The 1,405-nt window shown below is 65.3% G+C and carries 1 protein-coding gene; it reads left to right on the top strand.

Annotated elements, in window-relative coordinates:
* Positions 1-14: 14 nt before the first annotated feature.
* Positions 15-1,405: Na+/H+ antiporter (locus WDW90_RS37090; protein ID WP_336492720.1), on the top strand; the 1,391-nt coding region annotated here is incomplete at its 3' end.

Here is a 1,405-nt window from a genome sequence, read left to right as displayed (position 1 = left end):
AGATCTTCTTCCTGGTGTTCCTGCCTCCGCTCCTGTTCTTGGATGGCTGGCGCATCCCCAAACGCGATCTCTTCCGTGACGGAAAGACCGTTCTGGCGCTGGCACTTGGACTGGTCGCCCTGACGGTTCTCGGCATCGGTATCCTGATCCACGGGATGATCCCTGCCATCCCGCTCGCCGTCGCTTTCGCACTAGCGGCTGTGCTCTCACCGACCGACCCGATTGCGGTCTCGTCTGTGGCGGCTCAAGCCCCCGTTCCGCGCCGCCTGATGCACATCCTTGAAGGCGAGGCGCTCCTCAACGATGCCACGGGCCTCGTCTGCCTGCGCTTCGCCATCGCCGCAGCTCTGACGGGTTCGTTCTCTCTGCCCGAGGCGGCGACGACGTTTCTGTGGCTCGCCATCGGGGGGCTCGGGATCGGAGCTGTGACGACATTCCTTCTGACTGGAATTCAGGAACTGCTGCGCCGACGCACGGGGGAGGATCCCGGTTTACAGATCCTCTTCAGCCTGCTCACGCCGTTCGGAGCTTACCTCGCAGCCGAGCACGTCCATGCCTCCGGGATCCTGGCCGCTGTCGCGGCCGGCATCACAATGACCTACGTCGAGATCCAGGGGCGAAGCCTCGGTTCGACGCGTGTGCGCCGCACTGCAGTCTGGGACACCGTGGCTTTGGCAGCAAACGGGGCGATCTTCGTTCTCCTGGGCGAGCAGCTCCCGAGCGTTTTCAGGCATGCCGTGGAGCAGGCGGACGTTCAGGGCACCGGCTGGATCGTCGCCTGGATCCTAGCGGTAACCGCGGGCCTGATGGCTATCCGCTTCGCTTGGGTTTGGGTCTCGCTCCAGTTCGTTCTCCTGGGGGCTCGCAGGCGCGGCGAGAAGCGCAATGCCATGGGCTGGCGCCTGGTGGCTGCCACGACCCTCGCGGGCGTCAAAGGTGCCATCACCCTGGCCGGCATCTTGACGCTACCCCTTACCCTGAAGGACGGCAGCCCGTTTCCGGCTCGTGACCTCACCATCCTCCTGGCGATGGGCGTTATCCTGACTTCGCTTCTGCTCGCCAGCACAGTGCTGCCGCCGCTGCTGAGGGGCCTACGGCTGCCGCCTGAGCCGAGCCAGGATGCCGAGGAGGATGCAGCCCGCGCCGCCGCTCGGGATGATGCTGTGAAGGCCATTGAGGCTCTGCAGCATCGTCTCGTCGAGGAGTACGAAGACGCCTCGATTGCCGTCGAGGCCGGCGCCAGGGCGATGGATCGCTACGAAGGCGTGACGGTCCTGACCGCCGAAGGGCGGGCAGAAGCCACCCGCCTTCAGCAACTCGCAGCCATGGAGAAGCGTCTACGCCTCGCGGGCATTGAGGCCGAGAGGAGCGCTCTCTACCGTATGCGTCGCTCCCAGGTGATCGA

The sequence above is a fragment of the Methylobacterium nigriterrae genome, from assembly GCF_037106235.1.
GTDB classification, from domain to species: Bacteria; Pseudomonadota; Alphaproteobacteria; order Rhizobiales; family Beijerinckiaceae; genus Methylobacterium; species Methylobacterium nigriterrae.
Note: the sequence above shows the minus strand (reverse complement) of the source record. Positions and strands in the feature narration are given on the sequence as shown.